At 66.4% G+C, this 25,668-nt stretch carries 24 protein-coding genes; 18 read left to right on the top strand and 6 right to left on the bottom strand.

The genetic code is table 11. The annotated features are described in order from the left end of the window. Positions 1–391: 391 nt before the first annotated feature. Both HUJ28_12890 and HUJ28_12885 read left to right on the top strand, forming a co-directional pair. A complete protein-coding gene (locus tag HUJ28_12890; GenBank protein ID MBD3620360.1) occupies positions 392–2,107 on the top strand; it encodes a ThiF family adenylyltransferase in 1,716 nt (571 codons plus the stop codon). 13 nt (positions 2,108–2,120) lie between these two features. After that, on the top strand, positions 2,121–2,594 hold the full coding sequence (locus tag HUJ28_12885) for a Mov34/MPN/PAD-1 family protein (GenBank protein MBD3620359.1): 474 nt from the start codon (positions 2,121–2,123) through the stop codon (positions 2,592–2,594). A 300-nt stretch (positions 2,595–2,894) separates the two neighbouring features. Here the strand turns inward: HUJ28_12885 and HUJ28_12880 are convergent, their stop codons facing one another. The 5 genes from HUJ28_12880 to HUJ28_12860 form a co-directional block, all read right to left on the bottom strand. Next, complete coding sequence (locus HUJ28_12880) at positions 2,895–3,974, bottom strand: hypothetical protein (GenBank protein MBD3620358.1); 1,080 nt, start codon at positions 3,972–3,974, stop codon at positions 2,895–2,897. Positions 3,975–4,165: 191 nt separating this feature from the next. Then, positions 4,166–4,645, bottom strand: a complete 480-nt coding sequence (locus HUJ28_12875; GenBank protein MBD3620357.1) for an FxsA family protein — start codon at positions 4,643–4,645, stop codon at positions 4,166–4,168. Positions 4,646–4,742: 97 nt separating this feature from the next. Beyond that, positions 4,743–5,471 carry a response regulator transcription factor gene (locus HUJ28_12870; GenBank protein MBD3620356.1) on the bottom strand — a complete coding sequence of 243 codons (729 nt, stop codon included), beginning with the start codon at positions 5,469–5,471 and terminating at the stop codon, positions 4,743–4,745. Continuing rightward, the gene (locus HUJ28_12865) at positions 5,464–6,891 is read right to left on the bottom strand and encodes a hypothetical protein (GenBank protein MBD3620355.1); all 1,428 of its coding nucleotides are present in this window, start codon (positions 6,889–6,891) and stop codon (positions 5,464–5,466) included. The genes HUJ28_12870 and HUJ28_12865 overlap by 8 nt, the downstream gene beginning before the upstream one ends. A 5-nt stretch (positions 6,892–6,896) precedes the next feature. Further along, a complete protein-coding gene (locus tag HUJ28_12860) occupies positions 6,897–7,391 on the bottom strand; it encodes a heme-binding protein (protein MBD3620354.1) in 495 nt (164 codons plus the stop codon). Positions 7,392–7,568: 177 nt separating this feature from the next. Here HUJ28_12860 and HUJ28_12855 point away from each other — a divergent pair, with 177 nt between their 5' ends. From HUJ28_12855 to purD, 16 genes are all read left to right on the top strand, one after another. Then, positions 7,569–8,114, top strand: a complete 546-nt coding sequence (locus tag HUJ28_12855) for a thioredoxin fold domain-containing protein (protein ID MBD3620353.1) — start codon at positions 7,569–7,571, stop codon at positions 8,112–8,114. Next, entirely contained in the window at positions 8,111–9,466 is a 1,356-nt protein-coding gene (locus HUJ28_12850) for a TolC family protein (protein ID MBD3620352.1), read from the top strand. Before HUJ28_12855 ends, HUJ28_12850 begins: the two co-directional genes overlap by 4 nt. After that, the gene (locus HUJ28_12845) at positions 9,463–10,227 is read left to right on the top strand and encodes an efflux RND transporter periplasmic adaptor subunit (protein ID MBD3620351.1); all 765 of its coding nucleotides are present in this window, start codon (positions 9,463–9,465) and stop codon (positions 10,225–10,227) included. The genes HUJ28_12850 and HUJ28_12845 overlap by 4 nt, the downstream gene beginning before the upstream one ends. A 36-nt stretch (positions 10,228–10,263) precedes the next feature. Then, a complete protein-coding gene (locus HUJ28_12840; GenBank protein MBD3620350.1) occupies positions 10,264–10,581 on the top strand; it encodes a divalent-cation tolerance protein CutA in 318 nt (105 codons plus the stop codon). Further along, positions 10,578–12,890, top strand: coding sequence for a protein-disulfide reductase DsbD (gene dsbD / locus HUJ28_12835; GenBank protein ID MBD3620349.1), 2,313 nt, complete (start codon positions 10,578–10,580; stop codon positions 12,888–12,890). Before HUJ28_12840 ends, dsbD begins: the two co-directional genes overlap by 4 nt. A 39-nt stretch (positions 12,891–12,929) precedes the next feature. After that, positions 12,930–13,523, top strand: coding sequence for a TlpA family protein disulfide reductase (locus HUJ28_12830; GenBank protein ID MBD3620348.1), 594 nt, complete (start codon positions 12,930–12,932; stop codon positions 13,521–13,523). Between the two features lie 223 nt (positions 13,524–13,746). After that, complete coding sequence (gene aroQ, locus HUJ28_12825; protein MBD3620347.1) at positions 13,747–14,196, top strand: type II 3-dehydroquinate dehydratase; 450 nt, start codon at positions 13,747–13,749, stop codon at positions 14,194–14,196. Positions 14,197–14,207: 11 nt separating this feature from the next. Then, positions 14,208–14,675, top strand: coding sequence for an acetyl-CoA carboxylase biotin carboxyl carrier protein (locus tag HUJ28_12820; GenBank protein ID MBD3620346.1), 468 nt, complete (start codon positions 14,208–14,210; stop codon positions 14,673–14,675). Positions 14,676–14,753: 78 nt separating this feature from the next. Then, entirely contained in the window at positions 14,754–16,100 is a 1,347-nt protein-coding gene (accC, locus tag HUJ28_12815; protein MBD3620345.1) for an acetyl-CoA carboxylase biotin carboxylase subunit, read from the top strand. A 7-nt stretch (positions 16,101–16,107) separates the two neighbouring features. Then, positions 16,108–16,992, top strand: coding sequence for a 50S ribosomal protein L11 methyltransferase (gene prmA / locus HUJ28_12810; GenBank protein MBD3620344.1), 885 nt, complete (start codon positions 16,108–16,110; stop codon positions 16,990–16,992). Positions 16,993–17,025: 33 nt separating this feature from the next. Next, positions 17,026–17,772, top strand: coding sequence for a zinc-ribbon domain-containing protein (locus tag HUJ28_12805; GenBank protein ID MBD3620343.1), 747 nt, complete (start codon positions 17,026–17,028; stop codon positions 17,770–17,772). Positions 17,773–17,864: 92 nt separating this feature from the next. Then, a complete protein-coding gene (dusB, locus tag HUJ28_12800) occupies positions 17,865–18,854 on the top strand; it encodes a tRNA dihydrouridine synthase DusB (protein ID MBD3620342.1) in 990 nt (329 codons plus the stop codon). After that, on the top strand, positions 18,851–19,138 hold the full coding sequence (gene fis / locus HUJ28_12795; protein ID MBD3620341.1) for a DNA-binding transcriptional regulator Fis: 288 nt from the start codon (positions 18,851–18,853) through the stop codon (positions 19,136–19,138). Before dusB ends, fis begins: the two co-directional genes overlap by 4 nt. 79 nt (positions 19,139–19,217) lie before the next feature. Next, the gene (gene purH, locus HUJ28_12790; GenBank protein MBD3620340.1) at positions 19,218–20,795 is read left to right on the top strand and encodes a bifunctional phosphoribosylaminoimidazolecarboxamide formyltransferase/IMP cyclohydrolase; all 1,578 of its coding nucleotides are present in this window, start codon (positions 19,218–19,220) and stop codon (positions 20,793–20,795) included. Positions 20,796–20,912: 117 nt separating this feature from the next. Next, complete coding sequence (locus HUJ28_12785; protein MBD3620339.1) at positions 20,913–22,493, top strand: HAMP domain-containing histidine kinase; 1,581 nt, start codon at positions 20,913–20,915, stop codon at positions 22,491–22,493. Between the two features lie 36 nt (positions 22,494–22,529). Next, complete coding sequence (purD, locus tag HUJ28_12780; protein MBD3620338.1) at positions 22,530–23,822, top strand: phosphoribosylamine--glycine ligase; 1,293 nt, start codon at positions 22,530–22,532, stop codon at positions 23,820–23,822. 22 nt (positions 23,823–23,844) lie between these two features. Here the strand turns inward: purD and HUJ28_12775 are convergent, their stop codons facing one another. Further along, positions 23,845–25,422, bottom strand: coding sequence for a methyl-accepting chemotaxis protein (locus tag HUJ28_12775; GenBank protein MBD3620337.1), 1,578 nt, complete (start codon positions 25,420–25,422; stop codon positions 23,845–23,847). Positions 25,423–25,668: the final 246 nt, after the last annotated feature.

Raw genomic sequence — 25,668 nt, 5'->3', positions numbered from 1 at the left:
CTCCTCAGGAAATGCGGAAAAAAGGCTGTTATCACCGAATAATCGGTATGGGCCTTGAAAACCTATAAGCTCTGTCGAACGACATAAGCAGCCCCAAACGCGAATTAATCGCAGTTACAATAGTAATCCAAAAGGGTGGACCGACGACCTTTTTTATCCACAGCTTATCCTCCGGTTATTTCGGCAAAACCGTACTATTAACGCTTGAATTCTCAGTAAGAACCCCCCATCTTGAAGTGGTCGATCACAGACACTTGAGGAGCATGATTATGTCCGGTGAAAACCAAAACCATCCTAACAAACCCGATCATCCCGATGTTCCAAAAGGGCCGCCGGATAACCGGCCCCCGGAACAGCCGCCTCGCCCGAAGGGCCCGCGTAAAGTCGCCTAATGTCAGCCCCCTGGTATGATCGGTGGCCCGAGATCTGGAAGCGGGAAAAGGACGCCCTGGCCACAGCTGGTTACGAATTTGAGGAAGATGGAGACCAACGAGCCAAAGGAAGGCTCGTTCTTCACTTGGTCTTCCCGCATGAAGGACAAGACTACAGAATCGAAGCATGGTATCCACCGGACTTCCCTTTCTTCCCTCCCGAAGTATTCTCTCGCGATCTCCCGAACGGCAGGCACATCGAGGACAGCAGCGGTCTCGTGTGCATGTTGGAAAAGCCGCTCACACACTGGCATACAAGCGACACGCTTGCCGGGTACCTCGCGGAGCAAATCCCGAAACTGATCGTCGAACATCAACACCCTGATGGGTATCTCCCTGATGAAACTCAAGAGGGGTTCCAGGTCAGCGGACAAATGCTGTATCACCCAGGCTCCTTCGTTGCGGTCGACCAGTATTCGATTGATAAGAGTATCCGTCGAGGCACGATCACGTTTACCTGCCAGGAAAAGCCGATGGATATGCGCGTAGTTCGCGCCGCGGCCATGCAGATTTTGGATGAGCAAGCAAATGTAATCGGAACGCTCGATGATTCCATTACGACCAATCCGATGCTCAAGGGTCATACGTTTCATGGACGGTGGGTCCGGCTTGATACTCCTCCCCCGAATGGCGATGAAAAACGAGTTCTTACTCATGTACTGACACACTACCCGGATCTATTGAAGCCGAAGTATCAAGGTGGACCTGATATCGTCGGCGTACTTTTCCCTGACGAGATTGAGGCAGGCAAGACTGAAGAACATTGGCTTTTTATTGTGCGCCAAAAGGATCTGCGCAAGGGAAAAAAGAACAGACACCGGGAAGAAATTTACTATCTAGCTCGCGCTGATCGAGTTGATCGAAAGACTTGGCAGGCTCGGATACCGATGCTGAGCCCATTAGCCAACAAAAAGATACTTCTAGTTGGCGCCGGCGCTATTGGTTCTGCTATTGCCTATCAGTTGGCACGTGCGGGAATTGGTCGACTTCACATAGTGGACGGCGACCATATTCAATTCGCCAATACTGTTCGCTGGCAGTATGGCTTTGCTTGCACGGGACACTTAAAAGCGTTTCAGTTAGCCCAAATACTAAAGATCGAGTACCCCTTTTTGGAGGTCACGGGATTCGCTGGATTCATTGGCGAGGCAAAGCGTGCTGATTCACGAGGAGAGGCGGCGGTCCTCGATGACGCACTCCCTGAAGCCGATCTCGTGATTGATGCAACCGCGGAGTACTGCATTACGCATTTCCTGACGGAATACGCTCGAGAAAGGAATATTCCAATCTTAGGAGCCAGCAGCACCTATGGCGCCCGTGGCGGCTTGATTTGGAGGATCGTACCCGGCAAGACCGAAGGATGCTGGGGATGTCTTGAGCGCCACACAGGGGCACTGATCCCGCACCCCGTAGAAGACAAGAACCCGCCACATATCCAGCCGCTGGGTTGCTTTCACCCGGCATTCCCCGGAACGGGAATGGACCTTGATCAAGTCAGCCTTAACGCCAGCCGACTGGCTGTCAGCACGCTTTGCCGCCAACATCCTGAAGCCTATCCAGATACTAGCTACGACTGGATGGTGATCAATCTCTGGGACGATAGCGGGAAGATTACGGCCCCCACGATCAGCACCGGGGAAATTCCGCGCCACCCAGAGTGCCCTAGCCATGATTAGGAAATCGACTGGCTTGGTATGGCTACAACGTGAAGTCGTCGAGACGATCGAGGCGCTTGCCGACCATTGTTACCCATACGAAGTTGGCGGCATGCTATTAGGGTATTGCACGGATGATCCGCACTTAGTGGTGACCCATATCATCGGCCCGGGACCGCTATCCAAGTCGACTCGGCATGGGTTCGAGCCTGATGACGGGTTTCAGCAGGACGAGATCACAAGGCTATTCGAACAAACAAAAGGCACTGCACTCTATCTTGGGGACTGGCACACTCACCCCCATGGGCGCCCGATAACCAGCTCCACAGACCGCAAAACGCTCCACCAGATAGCTCGCACCACGGACGGTGCAGTCGCGCCTCCAATTATGGGCATATGGGGGGGATATCCGGCCCGCTGGACACGAGCACTTTGGCAGCCATCGAAATACAGTTCCTGGTGGCCCACATGTGGCGTCGTGGAAGTTCAGTCAAAAGTATTCGACTAAGCACCCCCTCAATCGCTACTTATTCGCCAAGCTCGCTACAAATTTCCAAACCTTGCGGTTAGCAGGACCTCGCAAATATGCCACTCTTTTTCCCTGCCGGAATGGCCCGGCAGACGAATTGGAGAGAACCCTATGAGAAACGTGGAAAAACTGGAAACATCAACCGCCAACCGTATCATGGCCGGCAATAATCCCAACTGGCCGAGCAGGACCGGCAATCCCTCTGGAGGCGGCCGCGGCAACAATCCGCCTAGAAAAGGGTAAGACCTCGGGATCTCAGTTAGCCCCGGAATCTCGGGGCTAACTCCTTGTGCTTCGCACTCTATGGATTTCGCGCCAAACGGGATAGCGCCCCCAAAGCCAACTCTGAAGGTCCTGATACCCGAAAGGCAAACCCGGAAAAAAAACACTACATTTCGGCAACACCGATTTTACCTGATGTCGTGCCTCGATCAGATGATTGGAGACATACGCAATAAAATTGAGCAGGCGGGAAGCATTTGCCAATAAAACAACGAGTTGTCTTTTTCGGCTGTCATCTTGAAAAAGCGCCGCAATCTCCTCAACCGTCTCAACTGCGGGCTGATGCTTACCGCCCTTCCACCGCTCTAGCGTGGACTCTTCGATTTCGACGCCACAGGAAGCCAGTTCGTCACAAAGCGCGGGAATCGAGCAACAATTAGATTCTCGCAACAGCCACTCAAAGAACCGTGCGGTCGGATTACGCTCGCCCCGAGGCAAGAGAGACTCCAGCGAGACCTCACCTAACGTATCAGCCGAATCCACCTCTATCGCGACGAATATGCTCAGTAACAGCTCCAATCCGACTGACCAACGAACGGCGAACAACTCCTTCCTCTTCCTAGCTTCTGAGAATACCTCTCTCAGTTCGGGCCATAAGGCAGGCGAAAGAGATTCGCTGCGGTGCGCGTCCGCGAAGGCACCGGCGAAATCTTCCCTGTAAAACTTCCCAAGCACTTTAGCCTCGGATCGCTCGATCTCAATGAGGTAGCTCTGCAGATACGAGAATTCTTGGTTTTCTCCGACAACCACAATGCCATTTAGGAAGGATTCCCAAGGTCCTGGAATCGGCTTAGTGGAATCTGCGGCGACAAGTTCTTCTAGCAACGCTTCTCCACGACCACGCAGTGCCTCATCCGAAAGCATCGACACAATCTTGTTCTGGAGGCGCGCGGACGGAGGCTTTTTATTTTCAGCGCAGCGCTCCAACCCCTTCCACGTAGACTCATGCCCCATATCTGCGAACGCCCGACGCATCGAGTGCCCATAGATTCTCAGGTAGTCATTGGGTGCGATCAGGAACAACCCGCCGATTTGAAAGGGGCTTGGCTTGCCTGACGCGGGATTTGGAAAATCCATCTGCCTGATATCCCTGCGTGTAACTTGTTGAATTCGCGAGCCATTTCTCGCTATCAACTTAAATGGCATGAATCCCGTCGACTATCAAATTCATTGACAAAAACGGGCTTATTTGTGATGGCGAGAGTCTGAAAAACCCCTTAGAAATCAAAGAGGTCAACTATCGTTTTTATTGGCGCTCGACAACCGGGTCAGCGCAGGCGCCGGTCGTCGCCCGGCTCGTCGCCCACCTCGCGGTACTCGCCATCGTAGGTGTGTCCGTCGTCCGGCCCGCCGCGGCGCGGGCCACGTGGCGCCTGGCCGAAGCCCCCTGCCTGCACCACGACGCGGCGGGCGAGCCACTGCGCCAGGGCCAGACGGCTGGGCGGGAACAGGCAGAGGAAGCCGAGCGCGTCGGTGAAGAAACCGGGGGTGAGCAGCATCGCCCCGCCCACCAGCAGCACCATGCCCTCGATCAGGGTGGTGGCCGGCAGCTCGCCACGGGCCACGCTCTGCTGGAAGCGCGCCAGGGTGGAGAGCCCCTGCTGGCGCAGCAGGGCCGCCCCCAGCACGGCCGTGAGCACGACCAGGAAGACCGTCCAGCCGGCGCCGATCACGCTGCCCACCTGGATCAGCAGGTAGATCTCGATCAGCGGAATGGTGAAGAACAGCAGTAACAGCAGCGGAAACAGGCGCATGCGGGCCCCTCGAGGGGTGGGGGATGAATGGAATGACTGGAGGTGGGGCCGACGTGGCCGGTTTTCAAGGCCTGCCGAGGACGACAGCCGCTCAGGCCAGCCCCTCGCGGGCCAGCCATTCGGCCAGCGCGGCCTCCTCCTGCTCGAGTTCGTGGGCGTTCACCAGGCCGCGGCGCAAGGCCACGGACACGGCGCGGGCCCGCATGTTGAAGGCCTCGCCCACACCCTCGGCGGCGAACTGGTCCTGGTCCACCGCGAGCTTCGCGTAGAGCGACTTGAGCCGGCTCTGCACCCCGCGCCGCGACAGGTAGCGGCGCCGGCCGATCATGTTGTCGGTCAGGCCCAGGGCGATGTCGATGAGCACCTCGTATTCGACGTCGGTCACGGCGCTGCCGGCCTTGCGCGAGCGCGCCTCCACCGGCCGCACGCGCGGGTCCAGCCAGCACTGGGCATCGTCGAACACGGCCGTCACGGCCCGCGCCAGGGTCTCGCTGGGATTGGACTTCAGCACGTAGCCGTAGACGGTCTCGGGCGGAATGATGCCGGACAGGGCCCGCAGGTACATCTCGTCGTCGAACTGCGACCAGAACACGATGCGTGCCGTGGGACGCGCGGCCCAGAGGCGCTCGGCCAGGTCGATGCCGTTGAGCCCCGGCATCTGGATGTCGCTCAGCACCAGCGGGTCGGCCAGTGCGCTGGCGTGGGCCAGGGCCTCGGTGCCGTTGTCGAAGAAGGTCACCACCTCGCCGGCCAGCGCGGTGGCGAGGAATTCGCGGTCGCGGGGATTGTCCTCGGCGACGATGATCTCGCGCTCAGCCATGGGCCTGCCTCACGGATGCGGCGGGGGTGACCGCATTCAGCGGCACGCGCAGTTCCAGACGCGCGCCCTGGCTGAAGCGCGAACGCCCCCAGTTCACGGCGGCGCCCAGGGCGCGGGCGCGCCGTTCGATGTTGAGGATGCCGCGGCCCTGACCGCGCACCGCCTCCACGTCCATGCCCCGGCCGTTGTCCTCCACCGTGAGCACCAGGGCATCCCCCTGCAGGCGCCCGTCGATCTCGTAACGGCTGGCATCGGCGTGACGCACGATGTTGTGCACGGCCTCGACCAGGATGCGGTACAGCCCCAGGCGGGCGAAGGGCGTGAGGCGCCGCTCGGCAGCGCGGTCGATGGCGAGATAGAAGGCCGGCTGGCCCTCCCCGCCCAGGCGTTTTTCCAGGTAGGAGCGCAGGGCGGCCTCCAGCCCCAGGATCTCGAGGGTCTGCGGATGCAGGTCGTCGATCACCCGCCGCATGTCACCGGTCAGCTCCTCCAGCCCCTGGGCGAGCCCGTGCAGCCGGCGCCGCGTGGTCTCGTCCAGCCCCGCCACCTCGCTCAGCCCCCGCGCCTCGCGCATCAGCCCCGTGATGTCGGCCAGGGTCTGGTCGTGGATGTCCATGGCGATGCGCCGGCGCTCCTCCTCGGCCCCCTCGAGCAGCTTCTCGGAACCGACCACGTCCACCAGACGGCGGGTCATGTTCTGCATGCAGGCCGAGAGGTCGTCGAGCTCGTCGCGCCCGAACACCAGCGAGGTGCTGCCGGGCTCATGCAGCTCGCATACCGCGCCCGCCTCCTGGGCCAGGCGCTGCAGGCGCCGCCGGGTGGTGCGCACGGTCCACAGGCTGGCGACCACGGCGATCAGAATGCCGGCCACCAGGGTGATGGTGGCCACGATGCCGAGGCTGCCGGTGAGGCGGTTGACGTTGCGGTAGTACTCCGTGAAGGCGTAACGGCGCTGCGCGAGGAAACTGCTCTGCACCTCTTCCAGCCGCGGGATCAGCTCGGCCAGGGCGATGCGGGCCCGATCGGTGTCCAGCGGTTCGCTGTAGCGGATGTCCTGGTCGATCTCCTCGATGAAGCCGCGTGAGTCTGCGCTCAGGCGCTGCCAGTAGCCCGGATAGGCCAGCGTCTGATTGAGCTCCCGGTACTGGTCGAGGTAGCGGAAGTGAAAGTCCTCCAGCGCCGCCACGTTGCCCCCGTCGGTACGCCGCGTCCAGTCGATGTAACCGGCCACTTGGTCGAGGTTGACGGCCCCGCCCACGGCGGCACCGGCCGTCTCCACCACCCGGGTCCACTCGCGTACCGCCTCGTTCTCCGCGCGGATCGCGTTGAGTTCGTACTGCAGGTAGACGATGAGCGCGAGCAGCAGGACGATGATCAGCGCCGGGGCCAGCGCGACCTGGAATTTGAGCGGCAGGCGCATCCCGGTTACTGGGCGAACTCGATGTCGGTGCGTACGGCCTCGATGCCGGCGCGGGCGCACTCGTCGTCCACGTCACCCGTCACCTTGCGCCGCGGGGCACCCGAGACACCGATGCCGCCCAGGTGCAGGCCACCCGCCTCCACGGGCACGCCACCCCCGATCAGCAGCACCCGCGGGGCGTGATTCAGCGTGGCCATGTCGCCCATGGCCAGCGTCGGCGTCTGGAAGCTGTTGGCCGCATAGGCCTTCTGGATGGCCACGTCGATGGTATGCGGCCCGGCCAGCGGGTCGCGCACGAAGGCCTGCAGGTTGCCGCCGCGGTCCACCACCGCCACCCCCACCGTGTAGCCCATCTCGGCACAGGCCTCGGCCGCGGCCACCGCCCTGCGGTTGGCCGTCTCCAGGCTCAGCCCCTGCAGGGTCACCAGCGGGCTGTCGGCATGCGCCGCCGGCCACATCATGCATGCCGCCAGCAGCGGCGCCCATTTCAGCTTGCCCATGCCTGTATCCTCGTGTGTATGGCCGCGAACCGGCCGGAAAATATGCGTTCTGTAATATATAGAGTGCGCGCGCAGCCGCATAACGTGCAAATGCACAGTGCGCGATGGACAGATGCGACTGGCAGGCACCCGAATGCTTAGAGATAATCGTGCCCCACGAGAGAGGATGGAATCGCCATGAAAACGACCCGCCTGCTGACATTCCTGGCCCTGCTCGCCTGGCTGGCGCCGGCCCTGGCCACGGAGACCCCGCGCGACCCCTATCAGCACTTCTTCCAGGACACCTTCGGTGACTTCCAGGAAGAGCTGGAGATGGCCCGTGACGAGGGCAAGAAGGGCGTGCTGATCTTCTTCGAGATGGACGAATGCCCCTTCTGCCACCGCATGAAACAGTACGTGCTCAACCAGCCCGCGGTGCAGGACTATTACCGTGAAAACTTTCGCATCTTCGCCGTGGATATCGAGGGTGACATCGAGATCACCGACTTCCAGGGCAACCTGACCAAGCAGAAGGACTTCGCCTTCAAGCAGAACCAGGTGCGCGCCACCCCGGTGTTCGCCTTCTTCGACCTGGAGGGCAATCGCGTGGCCCGCTACACCGGCGCGCCCTCCGGCGTGGAGGAGTTCATGTGGCTCGGCGAGTTCGTCGCTGACGGTCACTACAACGACACCACCTTCATCAAGTACAAGCGCGACAGGCGCGCCGAGGCCCGCGCCCAATGAGAGCCGGTCGGCTCGCCGGCCGGTTCGCCGCCCCCCTGGTCCTGGCGTCCGTGCTGACGGCGCCGGCCCTGCGGGCGGATGACGTCGAGCCGCTGCCCGAGCCGCTGACGCTGGACCACGCCCTGTCGCTGGTCGAGGCGCCGCATCCCGACCTCGCCACCTCGCGTGCCGCACTGGAGGCCGCCGAGGCCCGGCGCCTGGGTGCCGCCGCCACCAACGACTTCGCCGCAGACCTCACGCTGGACGCCCGCTGGGTGGAACCACCGGACGTCGCCACCTACCCCGACGAACACAACGACTCCCGCGCCCTGCTCACCGTGCGCAAGGAGCTCTACGACTTCGGCCGCACGCGCAACAGCGTCGAGGCCGCCGAGGCGGGGGTGCGCGCCAGCGAATGGCTGCTGCGCGAGGCCGAGGCCCGGCGGCGCCTGGACATCATGCGCCGCTTCCTCGACGTGATCCTGGCCGACATCACCTTCGAGCGCGAGACCGAGCGCATGGCCACCGCCTACGTCGCCATGGACCGCGCCCGCGACCGCAACGAGCTGGGGCAGGTGTCGGACATCGACCTGCTGCAACTCGAAGACGAATACCAGGCCACCCGCATGAGCCGGCAGGCGGCCCTCACCAACCAGCGCGCCACCCGCTCGCTGCTGGCCCAGGCCCTCGGGCGGCCGGCCAGCCTGCCCTCGCGCCTGCTGCCGCCAATGCTGCCCGGCAACGACGCCGAGCTGCCGGACTACGAGACCCTGCTGGCCGTGGCCCAGCGCAACAATCCGCGCCTGCTGGCCGCCCGCGAGGCCCTGGCCGACAGTCGCCAGCGGCTGGCCGCCAGCCGGGCCGAGCGCCGCCCCAGCCTGCGCAGCGAACTCACCGCCGGGGCCTACGAGCAGGAATTCGGCTCGCGCCAGCCCTTCGTCGCCAGCCTGGTGCTGGACGTTCCGCTGTACACCGGCGACCGCGTGAATGCCGCGGTGGCCGCCGCCCGCGCCGGCTTCAACCGCAGCCAGGCCGAACTCGAACGCACCGACTACTGGCTGCGCCAGCAGCTGCTGGAGACCTGGCAGGAAATACAGACCCTCAGGGCCCAGCGCGAGCAGGCCCTGGTACGCCGCGACTACCGCGACCTCTATCTCGACCGCAGCCGCGCCCAGTACGAGCTGGAGATCAAGACCGATCTCGGCGACGCCATGGTGCAGCAGTCCGACGCGCGCCTGCTCACCCACCGCACCGAATACGAACTGGCGCTTGCCTGGGAACGGCTGGCCTGGCTCACGGGGGAACCCTCGCTGAGCCCGCTGCTGCCCCCGGGCGAGAAGGCGCCGTTGACCGCAGACGAGGCCAACCCATGAAACGGATGCGTCATCTCATACTCCTGCTCGGCATCACCGCCACCGGGGCCTTTGCCCAGGATGTGGACGCCACCCTCGACTGGTCCCAGCGCGTGGCGCTGAGCACACCCGCCTCCGGCGTGGTGCGCGAGATCAGCGTGACCCCCGGCCAGCGCGTCGAGGCCGGCGCCCGGCTCGGCCAGCTCGACGACCGCCGCGCCCAGGCCGAACTGCGCCGCACCAGTGCCGACGTCACCCGCCTCAAGCTGACGCTGGAGGAGGCCGAACGCGAGCATCAGCGCGCCGAGGAACTCTACGAGCGCACCGTCATCGCCGAGCGCGACCGCCAGCTTGCCGAGATCGACCTCGCGGTGGCCAGGGCCGACCACACCGCCGCGGTGGCCGCCCACCAGCGCGCCCGGGTCGACCTGGAGGACACACGCCTCGTCGCGCCCTTCGACGGCGTGGTGCTGACGGTACACGTCAGCCCCGGCGAGACCATCAGCAACGCCCTGCAGGTAACCCCCATGGTGACCCTGGCCAGCGACCGTCCCATGCTGGCGCGTACCTGGATACCGGAGGCAGCCCAGAGCCGCCTCTCTCCCGGCCAGGCGCTGACCGTACGCGTGGCGGGCGAGCGCCTGACGGGCAAGGTACAGGCACTGGGCCTCGAGGCCCGGGAAGGCGGCGACGAACCGCTGTATGAAATAGTCGTGGCCTTCACGCCGTCAGACAGGGTACAGCTGCGCGCCGGTCAGGCCGCCGTCATCGAACTGCCCTGACGCCCCACCAGGCCTCACCAGGAGCCGCCAAACGCCATGACCAACGCCCTGCTCGTGCTCTGCACCCACCCCGACGCCGATGACGCCGAGGCGCTGGCGCGCACGCTGGTGGGCGAGCGGCTGGCGGCCTGCGTGAACGTCCTGCCGCTCATGACGTCCATATACCCGTGGCGGGGCGAGATACAGCGCGAGCAGGAACACCAGCTCGTGATCAAGACGCGCGCCGGCGCCTTCGATGCACTGGCGGCACGGATTTGCGAACTGCACCCCTACGACGTCCCGGAAGTGATCGCCGTCCCCGTAACCCACGGCCTTGCGGCCTACCTGAACTGGATTGACGAGAGCACATCATGAAGAATCGCCTCACCCGCCTGCTGCTTCTCCTGCTCGCCCTGCTGCCGCTCGCCGCGGTCGCCCAGGTCGAGGGGGAACTCCTCGACCCCGACGTCGCCTTCCGCTTCGAGGCCCGCGCCGTCGATGCCGACACCCTGGTCGCCGAATGGGAGGTGGCCGAGGGCTACTACCTGTACCGTGACAAGATCCGCTTCGCCATCACCGGCGGCGATGCCGTGCTGGGCGAGCCGGCCATTCCCGCGGGCAAGCTGAAGCAGGACGAGTTCTTCGGCGAGGTGGAGATCTTCCGCGACCGCGTGCGCATCGAGATCCCGGTCAGCGCGCAGTCCGAAACCATCACCCTGGAGGCACGCTCCCAGGGCTGCGCCGACATCGGCGTGTGCTACCCGCCCCATACCCAGACCGCCACGCTCACGATGCCGGCCGGGGACCCGGCCGATCGGACGCAGGCGAATGACGCCGTGGCCGAACTCACCGGCCTGGCCCGCGACATGGGCGGCCAGGAGGAAGGCGAGCTGCTCGACCCGGACGTCGCCTTCTTCCACTCCGTAGAGGTCGAGGCCGGCGAACAGGCCCTGATCGCCCGCTGGAAGGTCGCCGAGGACTACTACCTCTACAAGGACAAGTTCGAATTCCGGCTCGAAGGCCCCGATAGCGTGAGCCTCGGCGAGGCCGAGTACCCGCAGGGCAAGATGAAGGACGACGCCTTCTTCGGCCGCATGGAGGTGTATGTCGGCGAGGTGGCCATCCGCCTGCCGCTCAACCGCCCGGCCGAGGCCGTGGAGGGCCTGACCCTGGTGGCGAAATCCCAGGGCTGCGCGGAGATCGGCGTGTGCTACCCGCCGATCACCAAGACCACCGACTTCGACCTGAAGCCCGCCTCCGCCAGCAGCGCCGCCCCGGCGGCCGCCAGCGGCGCGTCCTTCAGCGACCTGGACTTCGGCAGCGTCGACAGCATCATGCAGGTACTCACCGGCGGCAGCCTCGGCCTGATGCTCGGCATCAGCCTGGTGCTCGGCGTGCTCATCGCCTTCACCGCCTGCATGTACCCGATGATCCCGATCCTCTCCAGCCTGATCGTGGGCCAGGGCGAGAAGATGACCGCCGGGCGCGGCTTCCTGTTCTCGCTGGTCTACGTGGAGGCCATGGCCGTCACCTTCGGCGTGATGGGCGCCATCATGGCCGTGATCGGCGCCGGCGTGGGCATCCAGGCCTATTTCCAGAGCCCGTGGCTGCTGATCCCCTTCGCCATCCTCTTCATCCTGCTGGCGCTGGGCATGTTCGGCTTCTACAACATCCAGGTCCCCTCCTTCATCCAGAGCCGCCTGAACGCCCTCAGCAACCAGCAGAAGGGCGGCAGCCTCATCGGCGTGGCCGTCATGGGTGCGCTCTCTGCGCTGATCATCGGCCCCTGCGGCGGCCCGGTGCTGGTGGCGGAGCTGGCCTATGCCGGCGCCAGTGAAAGCATCGTCAAGGGCTTCCTCGCCCTGTTCGTGTTCGGCAACGGCATGGGCCTGCCGCTGCTGGTGGTGGGCCTGACCGGCGGCAAGCTGCTGCCCCGCGCCGGCACCTGGATGAATGCCGTCAAGGCCGTGGCCGGGGTGATCCTGCTGGCCGTGGCCATCGTCATGCTCGAACGCATGCCCGGTATCTTCCCGGTGGGGCTGACCATGACCCTGTGGGCGCTGCTGTTCATCCTTGGCGGCGTGTACATGGGCGCACTCGAACCCATCAGGGAGGGCATGAGCGGCTGGTGGCGCTTCTGGAAGGGCATCGGCCTGGTGTTCGTCTTCTACGGCTTCGTCGTGCTGCTCGGCGGCATGACCGGCGGCTCCGGCGTCACCGACCCGCTGCACGGCTCGCGCCTGCTGGGCGGCGGCACGGTGATGATGGCCCCGGGCGCCGGCGGACAGTCCCAGGCCGGCGTCACCCAGGGCAAGCTCGAGTTCAGGACCATCAAGACCCTGGCCGACTTCCGCGCCGAGGTGGACAAGGCGAACGCCGCCGGCAAGACGGTGATGCTCGACTTCTATGCCGACTGGTGCACCTACTGCAAGCAGTTCGAGAAATACGTCTTCACCGACCCGGGCGTGCAGGCCGCATTGTCCGACACCGTGCTGCTCAAGGCCGACGTCACCGCCACCGACCGCGAGGACCGCGAGCTGATGGAGGCGCTGGGCGTGTTCTTGCCGCCGGCCATCCTGTTCGTGGGCGCCGATGGCGAGGAGCGTCGCGACCTGCGCGTGGTCGGCTACATGGAGGCCGACCGCTTCCGGGCCCGCATCCAGCAGGCCTTCGGCAGCAACTGACCCCGTCATCCAACGCCAACCGGAATCACAGGCAACGCCATGCAACAGCAAAAGACCGGCAACACCGGCTTCATCATCGCCCTGATCGTCGTCTCTCTCGTCTCGGTGGCGGCCGGCTACGGCTTCTACAGCCTGAGCCAGGACAACGCCGCCCCCGACCCCGTGGCCACCGCCAGCCAGGCCGGCGGCCTGCCGGCCATCGACAGCCAGCTGATCGGTACGCCGCGCCCCGACTTCACCCTGCCGGACCTCGAGGGCAGGGACCGGGCCATCGGCGAATGGGACGGCCAGATCGTGCTGGTGAACTTCTGGGCCACCTGGTGCCCGCCCTGCCGCAAGGAGATGCCGGCCTTCATGGAGCTGCGCGAGCAGTACAACGCGCAGGGCTTCGAGATCGTGGGCGTGGCCATCGACGATCCGCAGCAGGTGCAGGACTTCATCGACACCCTCGGCGTGAACTACCCGGTGCTGCACGGCGACGTGGACGCCATGGAGATCGCCAAGGCCTACGGCGACCGCTTCGTCACCCTGCCCTACAGCGTGCTGCTGGACCGCGAAGGCAGGATCCGCTTCATCCAGCCCGGCGAACTGCACAAGGACGTCCTCGAGGCCGAGATCCAGGCCCTGCTCTGACAGGACCGAAAACACGCTCGCGGGCCAGGTCCGCCTGGCCCGTCACATTGTGAACCCCATCGCATCTTCCGGGGTTCATGTCCCGAACGGCGGCGAACGTGCGTAAACTCTGCCGCTTATGGACAAGTCACCAGGGATTGGGCAGAATGCCCCTTCACGACCTATACTCCGTGGTCGTTTCCCGCTTTGTTTCCGGAAATTCGCCACCAGATAGCGCCCATTCATGGCCAAATTGCTGCTACTCAACGGTCCCAACCTCAACCTGCTCGGCACCCGCGAGCCGACGGTATACGGGGCAGTCACGCTCGAGCACATCGTCGAGACCCTGAGCGGCCGCGCGCAGATGGCCGGGCACCAGCTGGAGGCCTTCCAGAGCAACGCCGAGCACGCCCTGGTGGAGCGCATTCATCAGGCCGGCCGCGACGGCGTCGACTTCATCATCCTCAACCCGGCCGCCTTCACCCACAGCAGCATCGCCCTGCGCGACGCCCTGCTCGGGGTGGCCATCCCGTTCATCGAGATCCATCTCTCGAACGTGCACAAGCGGGAAAGCTTCAGGCATCACTCCTATTTCTCGGACATTGCCGAAGGGGTGATCATGGGCCTTGGTGCCAAGGGCTACGAACTGGCCCTGGAAGGGGCCATCGCCGCCATCAACCATTCGAATTCCTAAGGGCATTGCAAATGGACATTCGCAAGATCAAGAAACTCATCGAACTGCTGGACGAGTCCGGCGTCGCCGAAATCGAAATCAAGGAGGGCGAGGAGTCGGTGCGCATCAGCCGCGCCACCGCCCCGATGCCGACCTTTGCGCCGCCGCCCATGCCGGCCGCCGCCCCCGCGCCTGCCCCGGCTGCCGCCCCCGCGGCTGCCACCGCGGCTGCCCCCGCGGCCGACGAGCCCCCCGCCCTGCCGCCCGGCCACGTGGTCAAGGCGCCGATGGTCGGCACCTTCTACCGTGCCCCCTCCCCGGGCGCCAAGCCCTTCGTCGAGGTCGGCCAGAGCGTGGGCGTGGGTGACACGCTGTGCATCATCGAGGCGATGAAGATGCTCAACCCGATCGAGGCCGACAAGGCGGGGGTGGTGAAGGCCATCCTCGGCGAGAACGGCCAGCCGGTGGAGTTCGGCGAACCGCTGTTCGTCATCGAATGATGCCCGCCGCGGTGCCTCGCAGGCCCGCGCCGGACCACCGCCCACACGTCATGCCAACCGGATACGCAAGACCAGCCTATGCTCGATAAAGTCGTCATTGCCAACCGCGGCGAGATCGCCCTGCGCATCCTGCGCGCCTGCCGCGAACTCGGCATCAAGACGGTGGCCGTCCATTCCGAGGCCGACCGCAACCTGAAACATGTACGCCTGGCGGACGAGTCCGTCTGCATCGGCCCGGCCTCTTCCACCGAGAGCTATCTCAACGTCCCGGCATTGATCAGCGCCGCCGAGGTCACTGACGCCACCGCCATCCACCCGGGCTACGGCTTTCTCTCCGAGAACGCCGACTTCGCCGAACGTTGCGAGTCCAGCGGCTTCATCTTCATCGGCCCGCGCGCCGAGACGATCCGCATGATGGGCGACAAGGTCTGCGCCAAGGAGGCCATGATCAAGGCCGGCGTACCCTGCGTGCCCGGCTCCGACGGTGCGCTCGACGACAACCCGGACGAGAACATCCGCAAGGCCCGCGAGATCGGCTACCCGGTCATCATCAAGGCCTCCGGCGGCGGTGGCGGCCGCGGCATGCGCGTGGTGCATTCCGAGGCCGCGCTGCTCAATGCCATCTCCCTGACGCAGTCCGAGGCCCTGGCCGCCTTCGGCAACGGCCAGGTGTACATGGAGAAATTCCTGGAGACACCGCGTCACGTGGAATTCCAGATCCTGGCCGACGAGCACGGCAACGGCGTGCACCTGGGCGAGCGCGACTGCTCCATGCAGCGCCGCCACCAGAAGGTGGTCGAGGAGGCCCCTGCCCCCGGCATCACCGCCGAGGAGCGTCACCGCCTGGGCGAGCGCGTGCGCGAGGCCTGTCGCGAGATCGGCTATCGCGGGGCCGGCACCTTCGAGTTCCTGTACGAGAAGGGTGAGTTCTACTTCATCGAGATGAACACCCGCGTGCAGGTCGAGCACCCTGTCTCCGAGATGATCACCGGCGTGGACATCGTCAGGGAACAGCTGCGCATCGCCGCCGGCGAGAAGCTCGCCTTCACCCAGGAGGAGATCCTGTTCCGCGGGCATGCCATCGAGTGCCGCATCAATGCCGAGGACCCGGAGACCTTCATGCCCTCGCCCGGCACCATCCAGAACTTCCATGCCCCGGGCGGCCCGGGCGTGCGCGTGGACACCCACATCTACAACGGCTACCCCGTACCGCCCTACTACGACTCGATGATCGGCAAGCTGATCGTCTGGGGCGAGACCCGCGAGACGGCCATCGCCCGCATGCGCGGCGCGCTCGACGAGATCGTGGTCGACGGCATCAAGACCAACATCCCGCTGCAGCGTGACATCATGGCGGATGCGCATTTCCAGGCTGGTGGAACCGACATCCACTATCTGGAGAAGAAACTCGGCGGCCAGAAGTAGCACCGCCATGCCCTGGCAGGAGCTCACCCTGCGCCTGGCGCGCGAGCAGCTGGAGGCCGCCGAGTCACTGCTGCTGGCCGCCGGCGCCGTCTCCGTCACCTATCGCGACGCCGAGGACCAGCCGGTGCTGGAACCCGCCCCGGGCGAGACCCCGCTGTGGGACCAGGTACTGGTCACCGGCCTGTTCGAGGCCGATGCCGACCTTGCCACCCTCACGGCCCTGATCCGGGCACAGCTGCCCGCCCTGCAGGCGCTCGACACCCGCCAGGTCGAGGACCAGGACTGGGAGCGGGCCTGGATGGACGACTTCCGTCCCATGCGCTTCGGCCAGCGCCTGTGGATCTGCCCGAGCTGGGACGAGCCGCCGGCGGGCGATGCCATCAGCATCCTGCTCGACCCCGGGCTGGCCTTTGGTACCGGCACCCACCCGACCACCGCCCTGTGCCTGGAATGGCTGGACGCCCACCCGCCGGCCGGCCTCGAGGTCATCGACTACGGCAGCGGCTCGGGCATCCTCGCCGTGGCCGCCCTCAAGCTCGGCGCCGCCCGCGTGACCGCCGTGGACATCGACCCGCAGGCGCTCACCGCCACCCGCGACAACGCCGCGCGCAACGGCGTGGACGATGCGCGCCTGCATATCGACTACCCCGAGGGCCTGGGCGAGAAGACCACGGCCGATCTCGTCATGGCCAACATCCTCGCCGGCCCGCTGGTCGAACTGGCCCCGGTCATGGCCGGCCGCGTGCGCCCGGGCGGCGCCATCGTGCTCTCCGGCATCCTGCGCGAACAGGCCGACACGGTGCGCCAGGCCTATACCGCCTGGTTCGACATGGACCCGCCCGCCTTCCGCGAGGACTGGACGCGCCTCACCGGCCGGCGGCGGGACGGCTGATGCACACGGCCCGGCTTGCAGTAGACTAGACCCATGTACGTCCAGTGCCCCCGCTGTGAAGCCGTGTTCCGCGTCCGCACCCGCCTGCTCACCCAGGCCGAGGGCATGGTGCGCTGCGGCGAATGCGAGCACGTCTTCAATGCCATGGACACCCTGCTCGCCGTGCCGCCCGAGGCCCCGGCCACGCCACCGGAACAGATCCCCCTGGCCGCGGTGGCGCCCCCGGCACAGGCAGGGGAGGACGAGCCGGCACGGGACATCCCCAGCATCCTCGCCGAGGACCTGCGCCCCGCCCGTGCCCATGGCAGCACCCGGGGCCGGCTGGCCTGGGGACTGGCCAGCCTGCTGCTGATCGCGACCCTGGCCGGCCAGTACACCTGGTACGAACGCGAGACCCTCTATCGCTACCCGGCGCTGCAGGCACCGATCGACCGGCTCTGCGAGCTGACCGGCTGTACGTCGCCGCAGCCCCGGGACGTGAGCCGGGTGGAGCTGGTCAATCGCCACGTCTATTCCCACCCCAACATCGAGGGGGCGCTGATGATCACCGCCACGGTGGTGAACCGGGCCCCCCATCCCCAGCCCTACCCCCTGCTCGGCATGCGCTTCTCCGACCTGCAGGGCCAGAGCGTGGCCGCACGCCGCTTCCTGCCCGAGGAATACCTCGCCAGCCCGCCGCCACCCGGCAGCCTGATGGAACCGGGCGTGCCGGCCATCGTCAACCTCGAGATCGTCGACCCGGGCGAGCGCGCCCTGTCCTTCGAGTTCGACTTCCTCTAGTCCGGCCAGCCCTGCCTCGAGCAGTCCGGCGCGCCGGGGATGCGGCGCCCCGTCGCGCCCGGTATCATGGCGGGCTCGCGGAGACCACGACCATGCACATCGGCCCCTACCAGCTCGACAACCGGCTCATGCTCGCCCCCATGGCGGGCGTGACCGACCGCCCCTTCCGGCAGCTCTGCCGGCGGCTGGGCGCGGGCCTGGCCGTCTCCGAGATGGTCACCGCCGACAGCCGCCTGTGGCACAGCAGGAAGTCCCGCTCCCGCCTAGACCATGCCGGCGAGGATGCCCCCCGCAGCGTGCAGATCGCCGGTGCCGACCCGGCCATGATGGCCGAGGCCGCCCGCCTCAACGTCGCCTTCGGCGCCCAGATCATCGACATCAACATGGGCTGCCCGGCGAAGAAGGTCTGCAACCGCGCCGCGGGCTCGGCCCTGCTGCAGGACGAGCCACTGGTGCGCGCCATCCTCGAGGCCGTGGTGGACGCCGTGGACGTCCCCGTCACCCTCAAGATCCGCACCGGCTGGGACCCGGCGCACCGCAATGCCCCGCGCATCGCGCAGATCGCCGAGGACGCCGGCATCCGGGCCCTGGCCGTGCACGGCCGCACCCGGGCCTGCGCCTACGGCCCCACGGTGGAATACGACACCATCCGCTGCATCAAACAGACGGTGGCCATCCCGGTGATCGCCAACGGCGACATCGATTCGGGCGAAAAGGCGAAGCACGTCTTGGAATTCACCGGGGCGGATGCCATCATGATCGGCCGGGCAGCACAGGGGAATCCGTGGATCTTCCGCGAGATCGCCCACCACATCGAGACCGGACAGCCCGGCGGCACGCCCGCCTGGGACGAGGTGCGCGAGACGCTGCTCGGTCACGTGCAGGCACTGCACGGGTTTTACGGCGAACACGCCGGGCTGCGCATCGCGCGCAAGCACATCGGCTGGTATCTCAAGGGGCGCCCCGGGGGCGAGGCGACCCGCCAGCGCATCAACCGGGCCGACCGGGCCGATGAGCAGCTCGCGCTGATCGCCGCGTATTTCGATCACCCGCAGAACCATAACGAGACTCTGGCCGCATGAGTGCACATCTCGAAGCCGTGCCAACCAGGGAAAACGCCGGCTCACACGACATGGACGCACCCCCGCTCGCCGAAGCGGTGAAACAGGCGCTCGAGCGCTACTTCCAGCATCTCGACGGCCACGCGCCGGGCGAGCTCTACCGCATGGTCATCGAGGAGGTCGAGCGCCCGCTGCTCGATTGCGTGATGCGCCACTGCGGCGGCAACCAGACCCGCGCCGCCGAGCACCTCGGCATCAACCGCGGCACCCTGCGCAAGAAGCTCCGGCAGTACGGTCTCGAATAAGCCCCGGCCTGCCCGCCGGGTCGGCCATGTCGGCTATAATGTCGACCTTTTCATTCACACCCCAGCGGAATCCAGCACCATGAGCGCAGCCACGCAATGGCCCGTCACCCGGGCACTCATCAGCGTCTCCGACAAGACCGGCGTCGTCGACTTCGCCCGCCACCTGCATGACAGTGGCATCGAGATCCTCTCCACCGGCGGCACCGCGAAGCTGCTGGCCGACAGTGGCATCCCGGTGGTCGAGGTCTCCGAGCACACCGGCTTCCCGGAGATGATGGACGGCCGCGTGAAGACCCTGCACCCGCGCATCCACGGCGGCATCCTCGGCCGGCGCGGCGTGGACGACGCGGTGATGGCCGAGCACGACATCGTGCCCATCGATCTCGTGGTGGTGAACCTCTATCCCTTCGAGGCCACGGTGGCCCGTCCCGACTGCTCGCTGGCAGACGCCATCGAGAACATCGACATCGGCGGCCCGACCATGGTCCGCGCCACAGCCAAGAACCATGCCCACGTGAGCATCATCGTCGATCCGGCCGACTACGCCCGCGTGGAGACCGAGATGAAGGCCAACGACGGCTGCATCTCCCGCGAGACCCGTTTCGACCTGGCGGTGAAGGCCTTCGAGCATACCGCCCGCTACGACGGCGCCATCGCCAACTACCTCGGCCGCATCCGCTCCGAGAGCGAAAAGGACGACTTCCCGCGCACCTTCAACCAGCAGTTCCGCAAGGCACAGGACATGCGCTATGGGGAGAACCCGCACCAGCGCGCCGCCTTCTACGTGGAGCACGAGCCCAAGGAGGCCTCGGTGGCCACCGCGCGCCAGCTGCAGGGCAAGGAACTCTCGTACAACAACGTGGCCGACACCGACGCCGCGCTGGAATGCGTCAAGCAGTTCGAGGCCCCGGCCTGCGTCATCGTCAAGCACGCCAACCCCTGCGGCGTGGCCGTGGGCGAGGACATCCTGGTCGCCTACGACCGCGCCTATGCCACCGACCCCACCTCGGCCTTCGGCGGCATCATCGCCTTCAACCGCCCGCTGGACGCGCACACCGCGCGCACCATCGTCGAGCGCCAGTTCGTCGAGGTGATCATCGCCCCCGAGGTGGAGGCCGAGGCCCTGGAAGAGCTGGCCGCGAAGAAGAACGTGCGCGTGCTGGCCTGCGGCCAGTGGGCCGCCCCCGTCCCCGGCCTGGACTTCAAGCGCGTCAACGGCGGCCTGCTGGTGCAGGACCGCGACATCGGCATGGTCGCCCCGGCCGACCTCAAGGTCGTCACCCGGCGTGCGCCCAGCGAAGCCGAGATGCGCGACCTGCTGTTCGCCTGGAAGGTGGCCAAGTTCGTCAAGTCCAACGCCATCGTCTACGCCCGTGACCAGCAGAGCGTCGGCATCGGTGCCGGGCAGATGAGTCGCGTCTACTCGGCCCGCATCGCCGGCATCAAGGCCGCCGACGAGGGGCTGATCGTGGAGGGCTCGGTGATGGCCTCGGATGCCTTCTTCCCCTTCCGCGACGGCATCGACGCCGCGAAGGAGGCAGGCATCACCGCGGTGATCCAGCCCGGCGGTTCCATGCGCGACGACGAGGTCATCGTCGCCGCCGACGAGCACGACATGGCCATGGTCTTCACTGGCATGCGCCACTTCCGCCACTAGCCGGTACGGCAGTCCGCCCGTCAAGCCGCGCCAGGGGCCGCCCCGGCGCGGTTTTTTCGTTATAGTGCGGGGGACCTCCACCTTCCCATTCACCGACAGGCGGAACGCAACGCGGATATGCGCAGCCACGGCATCGCCCTACTCGTCATGCTGCTGCTGGTGGGCCTGCTCATCGGCGGCATCACGGCGCTGCGCTACCAGGCCTTCGCCGACCAGCACCAGGCCATCGCCCGGGAGGCCGTGCGCGGCATCACCGCCGAGCTCGCGCGCCTGATCGGCGAACAGGAACGCCTGGTGGGGGTGTTCACCCAGGACCACCAGCCCCTGCTCGATGCCTTGGTCAGGGCCCCGGATGACCCCGACCGCTACCTGGCGCTCTCGCGCCAGGTGGTGCGCTATTTCCCCGACGCCTCCACCTATGCCATCGCCAACCCGCAGGGCGAACTGGTGGTGCACGACGTCGACTTCCTGGGCGGCGAGCTCTGCCTGCAGGATATCCGGGAATTCGACGCTGCCGGCCAGCAGCGCCAGCGCGTGCACCCGAGCATCGACGTGTACCACTTCGACCTGCTCGGCGAATTCCGCGTCGACGGTCGTGACTACATCCTGCTCGTCAGTTTCAATGCCCGCATCCTCGGCGACCTGCTCGGTCACATGCAGACCCCGGACCACGAGCGCCTGCTGGTGCTGGCCGGCGAGGAACCCCTGATCGAGGCCACCCCGGCCGGCCCGCGCCGCGATTTCGTCCGCGACGACTACCGCCTGACGGACGAGGAGGCGGCACGCGTACTGGCACGGGACAACGTGCCCGGCACCCGCTGGGAGGTCCTCGGCCTGCACGCGCCGCGGCTCTTCACGACCATGCGCAACCGGCTGCTGGCCGAGGGCCTGCTGGTATTCGGCATCTTCGCCCTGCTGGCCGGCGTGATGCGTCACTTCCTGAATCGCGCACAGGGCCAGCGCGACCGCGCCGAACGTCTCAAGGACGAGTTCCTCGCCGTGGTCAGTCACGAGCTGCGCACGCCCATCACCTCCATGCTCGGCTCGCTCGGGCTGATGGTGAACGGCGTGGCCGGTGAACTGCCGCCCCGTGCCCGCGAGCTCAGCCGCCTGGCCCTGGCCAACGGTGAACGGCTGCTCGGCCTGGTCAACGACATCCTCGACATCCAGCGCATCGAGGCCGGTCGGCTCGCCATCGAGCGCCGCCCACTCGCCCTGGGCCGGCTGGTCTGCGAGTCCCTGGAACACAACCGCGCCTATGCCGAGCGCTTCGGCGCCGGTTTCCTGCTCGAGGACCAGGCACCCGGTGTGGTGGTGCATGCCGATCCGCAGCGACTCTCGCAGGTGCTGGACAACCTGCTGTCCAATGCCGTGAAGTACGGCCGCGAGGGCGACCGCATCGAGGTCGTGATCACGGCCGACGACGATCATGCCCGCGTGGCCATCCGCGATCACGGCAACGGGGTATCGCCGGCGCTGGCCGAGCGCATCTTCGAGAAGTTCACCCAGGGAGACACCTCGCCACGGCGCCGGCGCGACGGCACCGGGCTCGGACTGTTCATCGCCCGCACCCTGGTCGAGCAGCACGACGGCCGGATGGGATTCGAGAGCGCCCCGGGCCGGGGCAGCTGCTTCTGGTTCGAACTGCCGCTGGCCCAGCCGGTGGCGAGACAAAGCGCGGCCGGGCCGCTAGACTAGCGGCCTGCTGCAAACCAACCAGAACGGAAACAGCCCATGAAGGTACTGATCATCGGTGGCGGTGGCCGCGAACATGCACTTGCGTGGAAGGCCGCGCAGTCTCCCCGGGTGGAACAGGTATTCGTCGCCCCCGGCAATGCCGGCACGGCCCGCGAGGCGAAGGTGCGGAACGTGGCCATCGGCGCCGAGGACATCCCGGCCCTGTTCCGCTTCGCCCAGGACGAGGCCATCGACCTCACCATCGTCGGCCCCGAGGCCCCACTGGTGGCCGGCGTGGTCGACACCTTCCGCGACGGCGGCCTGCGCATCTTCGGCCCCAGCCGTGACGCCGCCCAGCTGGAGGGCTCCAAGGCCTTCACCAAGGACTTCCTCGCCCGTCACCACATTCCCACCGCCCGCTACGGCGTGTTCACCGAGATCGACGCGGCCGTGGACTTCATCCACGACCACGGCGCCCCCATCGTGGTGAAGGCCGACGGCCTGGCCGCCGGCAAGGGCGTGATCCTGGCGCAGACCCAGCAGGAGGCCATCGATGCGGTGAAAGACATGCTGGCCGGCAACGCCTTCGGCGAGGCCGGACACCGGGTGGTGATCGAGGAGTTCCTCACCGGCGAGGAGGCGAGTTTCATCTGCATGGTCGACGGCACGAACATCCTGCCCATGGCCAGCTCCCAGGACCACAAGGCCCGCGACAACGGCGACCGCGGCCCGAACACCGGCGGCATGGGGGCCTACTCGCCGGCGCCGGTAGTCACGCCCGAGATCCACGCGCGCATCCTGCGCGAGGTCATCGAACCCACCGTGGCCGGCATGGCCACCGAGGGCAACGTCTACACGGGTTTTCTCTATGCCGGGGTGATGATCGCGCCGGACGGCACGCCCAAGGTACTGGAATACAACTGCCGCTTCGGCGACCCGGAGACCCAGCCGATCATGATGCGACTGCGCTCCGACCTGGTGGCGCTCTGCGACCTGGCCATCGACGGGCGGCTCGACGCGGCACAGGCCGAGTGGGACCCGCGGGTGGCGCTGGGCGTGGTGCTGGCCGCCGGCGGCTACCCGGACGACTACGCGAAGGGCGACGTGATCCATGGCCTGCCCGGGCAGGACGCGCCCGATGCCAAGGTCTTCCACGCCGGCACCGCCGAACGCGACGGCGAGGTGGTGACCAATGGCGGGCGCGTGCTCTGTGCCGTGGCCCTGGGCGAGACCGCCCGTGAGGCGCAGAAGCGGGCCTACGAACTCACCCGGCAGATCGACTGGTCGAACGTCTACTACCGCACCGACATCGGCTACCGCGCGGTCGCCCGCGAGGCCGGGAGCGCCTGATACGGGGCCTGGGGCGTACGCCTCAGGCCTGCAGCAGCTCGTCGAAGCCCTGCACCAGCGCCCGCTGGTCCGAGACGTTGGAGAACAGCGCCTCGCTGTTCTCGTCCAGGGCCTGGGCCATGCCGAGGATGGCATCGGCCTGGTCCTTGATGTTGAGGATATTGCGGTTGATCTCCTCGGCCACGGCGCTCTGTTCCTCCACCGCGGTGGCGATCTGCGTGTTCATGTCGTTGATCAGCTGCACCGAATCGGCAATGCGCCCGAGCGACTGACCCGCCTCGCCCATGGACTCGCTGCTTTCCTGCGCCGTGCTGCGGCTGTGTTCCATCGCCTCCACCGCGTTGCGCGTGCCTTCCTGCACCCCGGCGATCATGTCCTGGATCTGCCCGGTCGCCTCCTGGGTGCGCATGGCCAGTGAACGTACCTCGTCGGCCACCACGGCAAAGCCGCGGCCCTGCTCGCCGGCACGCGCGGCCTCGATGGCGGCGTTGAGCGCCAGCAGGTTGGTCTGGTCGGCGATCTCGCGTATCACGTTGATGATGCTGCCGATCTGACCGCTCTGCTGGCTCAGGGCCTCCAGGGCATTCGCGGTGTTGTCCACCTCGCGCGTCAGGGCGTCGATGGAATGAATGGCGCGATCCAGCACCCGCTTGCCGTCGTGGGCCTCCTCGTTGGCCGCGTGCGCCGCCTCGGCCGCCTGCGAGGTGTTGCGGGCCACCTCGTTCACGGTGGCCGACATCTCGTTCATGGCCGTGGCCACCTGCTCCACCTCGGCATGCTGCTGGGCGATGGTCTGGGTGGTCTGCTGCACCTGGTCGCGGCCCTGGTGGGCCACGTCCTGCAGGTGGGCCGCGCTCGCCCCGATACGCCGCAGGATGGTGCGCTGGTTGGCCTTGAGCATGTGCAGGGCGGCCTCGGCCTGGGCCATCTCGTCCAGGTCCCCCTCATAGACCTTCTGCGTCACCGGGTTGTCGGCGATGCGGCGGGCATGGGCCCCCAGGCGCTTCAGACGGCGCAGGGCGACGGCAATGCCCAGCGGCCCGGCAACGGCCGCGCCGGCATAGGCCAGCCAGGTGCCGAAGGGGGCCGGCAGCACGGCCTGCACCGCCAGCATGGCGCCCAGCAGGACGAAGAAGCCCAGCGAGAGCCGCACCGTGGTGTGGTGATAGAAGCGGCGGGTAAAGCCCACCCGGCCCTTCCACACGCGCCGGTAGAGCTTCTCGGCACGGCGCACCAGGGCGCGATCAGGCTTGACACGCACCGACTCGTAGCCGGCCACCTGGCCGTTGCGGAAGATCGGGGTGACATGGGCGTCCACCCAGTAGTGATCGCCGTCCTTGCAGCGGTTCTTCACCGCCCCCACCCAGGGCCGCCCGGCCTTGATCTCGTCCCAGAGGTTCTGGAAGGCCGCCGGCGGCATGTCCGGATGGCGCACCACGTTGTGGCTCTTCCCCACCAGCTCGTCCGCCTCGAACTTGGCCACGCGACAGAAGCCCTCGTTGGCGAAGGTCACGCGCCCCTTGAGGTCGGTGGAGGAGATCAGGGATTCGTCGGCCGGGTAATCGACCTCCCGGCCGGTGACGGGCAGATTCGTTTTCATGACGTGTGCTGTGGGTCCATTTTCGATGATGGGCGGTTAACCGGTTTAGCGGCCCGCTGGGCAGAATCTTGACCGAAATCGGGCCAATCTGCACCAGGCTGGTGCAACAGGCGCTGTCACGCCGCTGTCGTTCCCGCCCGCTAGACTGGGTGGACTAGAATACCCCATCGGCCAGGGGCGGCGGTTGACGCCCATCGGGCCGATCGGGCCGCTGGCCCCGAACTTGCACCATGCTGTCATGGCCAC

The organism is Chromatiales bacterium, assembly GCA_014762505.1.
GTDB lineage: Bacteria > Pseudomonadota > Gammaproteobacteria > SpSt-1174 > SpSt-1174 > SpSt-1174.
The sequence above is the reverse complement of the archived record's forward strand: the minus strand, read 5'-3'. Positions and strand labels throughout refer to the sequence as shown.

Excerpts from the sequence above, each read along its gene's own strand:
- HUJ28_12805 (MBD3620343.1), top strand. The coding sequence starts at position 17,026 with ATGTACGTCCAGTGCCCCCGCTGTGAAGCCGTGTTCCGCGTCCGCACC.
- HUJ28_12830 (MBD3620348.1), top strand. The coding sequence starts at position 12,930 with ATGCAACAGCAAAAGACCGGCAACACCGGCTTCATCATCGCCCTGATC.
- fis (MBD3620341.1), top strand. The coding sequence starts at position 18,851 with ATGAGTGCACATCTCGAAGCCGTGCCAACCAGGGAAAACGCCGGCTCA.
- HUJ28_12855 (MBD3620353.1), top strand. The coding sequence starts at position 7,569 with ATGAAAACGACCCGCCTGCTGACATTCCTGGCCCTGCTCGCCTGGCTG.
- HUJ28_12880 (MBD3620358.1), bottom strand. The coding sequence starts at position 3,974 with ATGGATTTTCCAAATCCCGCGTCAGGCAAGCCAAGCCCCTTTCAAATC.
- HUJ28_12865 (MBD3620355.1), bottom strand. The coding sequence starts at position 6,891 with ATGCGCCTGCCGCTCAAATTCCAGGTCGCGCTGGCCCCGGCGCTGATC.
- HUJ28_12785 (MBD3620339.1), top strand. The coding sequence starts at position 20,913 with ATGCGCAGCCACGGCATCGCCCTACTCGTCATGCTGCTGCTGGTGGGC.
- HUJ28_12840 (MBD3620350.1), top strand. The coding sequence starts at position 10,264 with ATGACCAACGCCCTGCTCGTGCTCTGCACCCACCCCGACGCCGATGAC.
- accC (MBD3620345.1), top strand. The coding sequence starts at position 14,754 with ATGCTCGATAAAGTCGTCATTGCCAACCGCGGCGAGATCGCCCTGCGC.
- HUJ28_12820 (MBD3620346.1), top strand. The coding sequence starts at position 14,208 with ATGGACATTCGCAAGATCAAGAAACTCATCGAACTGCTGGACGAGTCC.
- HUJ28_12860 (MBD3620354.1), bottom strand. The coding sequence starts at position 7,391 with ATGGGCAAGCTGAAATGGGCGCCGCTGCTGGCGGCATGCATGATGTGG.
- HUJ28_12845 (MBD3620351.1), top strand. The coding sequence starts at position 9,463 with ATGAAACGGATGCGTCATCTCATACTCCTGCTCGGCATCACCGCCACC.
- HUJ28_12775 (MBD3620337.1), bottom strand. The coding sequence starts at position 25,422 with ATGAAAACGAATCTGCCCGTCACCGGCCGGGAGGTCGATTACCCGGCC.
- HUJ28_12890 (MBD3620360.1), top strand. The coding sequence starts at position 392 with ATGTCAGCCCCCTGGTATGATCGGTGGCCCGAGATCTGGAAGCGGGAA.
- HUJ28_12870 (MBD3620356.1), bottom strand. The coding sequence starts at position 5,471 with ATGGCTGAGCGCGAGATCATCGTCGCCGAGGACAATCCCCGCGACCGC.
- prmA (MBD3620344.1), top strand. The coding sequence starts at position 16,108 with ATGCCCTGGCAGGAGCTCACCCTGCGCCTGGCGCGCGAGCAGCTGGAG.
- purD (MBD3620338.1), top strand. The coding sequence starts at position 22,530 with ATGAAGGTACTGATCATCGGTGGCGGTGGCCGCGAACATGCACTTGCG.
- HUJ28_12850 (MBD3620352.1), top strand. The coding sequence starts at position 8,111 with ATGAGAGCCGGTCGGCTCGCCGGCCGGTTCGCCGCCCCCCTGGTCCTG.
- purH (MBD3620340.1), top strand. The coding sequence starts at position 19,218 with ATGAGCGCAGCCACGCAATGGCCCGTCACCCGGGCACTCATCAGCGTC.
- dusB (MBD3620342.1), top strand. The coding sequence starts at position 17,865 with ATGCACATCGGCCCCTACCAGCTCGACAACCGGCTCATGCTCGCCCCC.
- aroQ (MBD3620347.1), top strand. The coding sequence starts at position 13,747 with ATGGCCAAATTGCTGCTACTCAACGGTCCCAACCTCAACCTGCTCGGC.
- dsbD (MBD3620349.1), top strand. The coding sequence starts at position 10,578 with ATGAAGAATCGCCTCACCCGCCTGCTGCTTCTCCTGCTCGCCCTGCTG.